General features: G+C 53.1%; 1 pseudogene. It reads left to right on the top strand.

The window, feature by feature from the left end:
- Window positions 1-557 (top strand): annotated as a pseudogene (locus ACTHUM_RS18200) (TonB-dependent siderophore receptor); the annotation flags it as partial.

Genomic DNA, 557 nt, shown 5'->3' with positions numbered 1-557 from the left:
GATTAAAGGCGCGTCCACCGCCGTAAACGGCATGGACCCTGAAGGCGCGGTATCCGGTTCCGTCAACATCGAAACCAAAAAAGCCGCAGACGAAGGTAACCGTAAAATCGGTTTGGGCTGGTTCAGCAACAACCGCGCCCAAGGTACGTTCGATTTAGGTCAACGCTTCGGCGAAAACAAAGAATTCGGCGTGCGCGCCAATGGTAAACTGCGCCACGGCGACACTCCGCGTCACGGTTACAGCGAAGACAACAAAGAATTTGCTTTGAATGCCGACTATCGCGGCGAAAAAGTGCGCGTGGCGTTCGATTCCATCTACGCAAAACGCAAAACCAACGGCGGTCGCGCGCGTATGCAGGACATTCAAAACGCCAACGGCCGCTTGTTTGACGCACCTGAAGGCAAAGTGAATTTGGCGCCGAGCTGGCAGGCTCAAAACACGCGCGGTCAGACCAATATGCTGACTTTTGAATGGGATGCGTTTGAAAATGCCCAAATTACAGGCGGTATTGGTTATAACAATGCGCGCTATTATGGCAATTTCGCCTCTCCTACCG

The organism is Neisseria sp. P0021.S006, from assembly GCF_051956895.1.
This window is presented reverse-complemented; position numbering and strand designations above follow the sequence as displayed.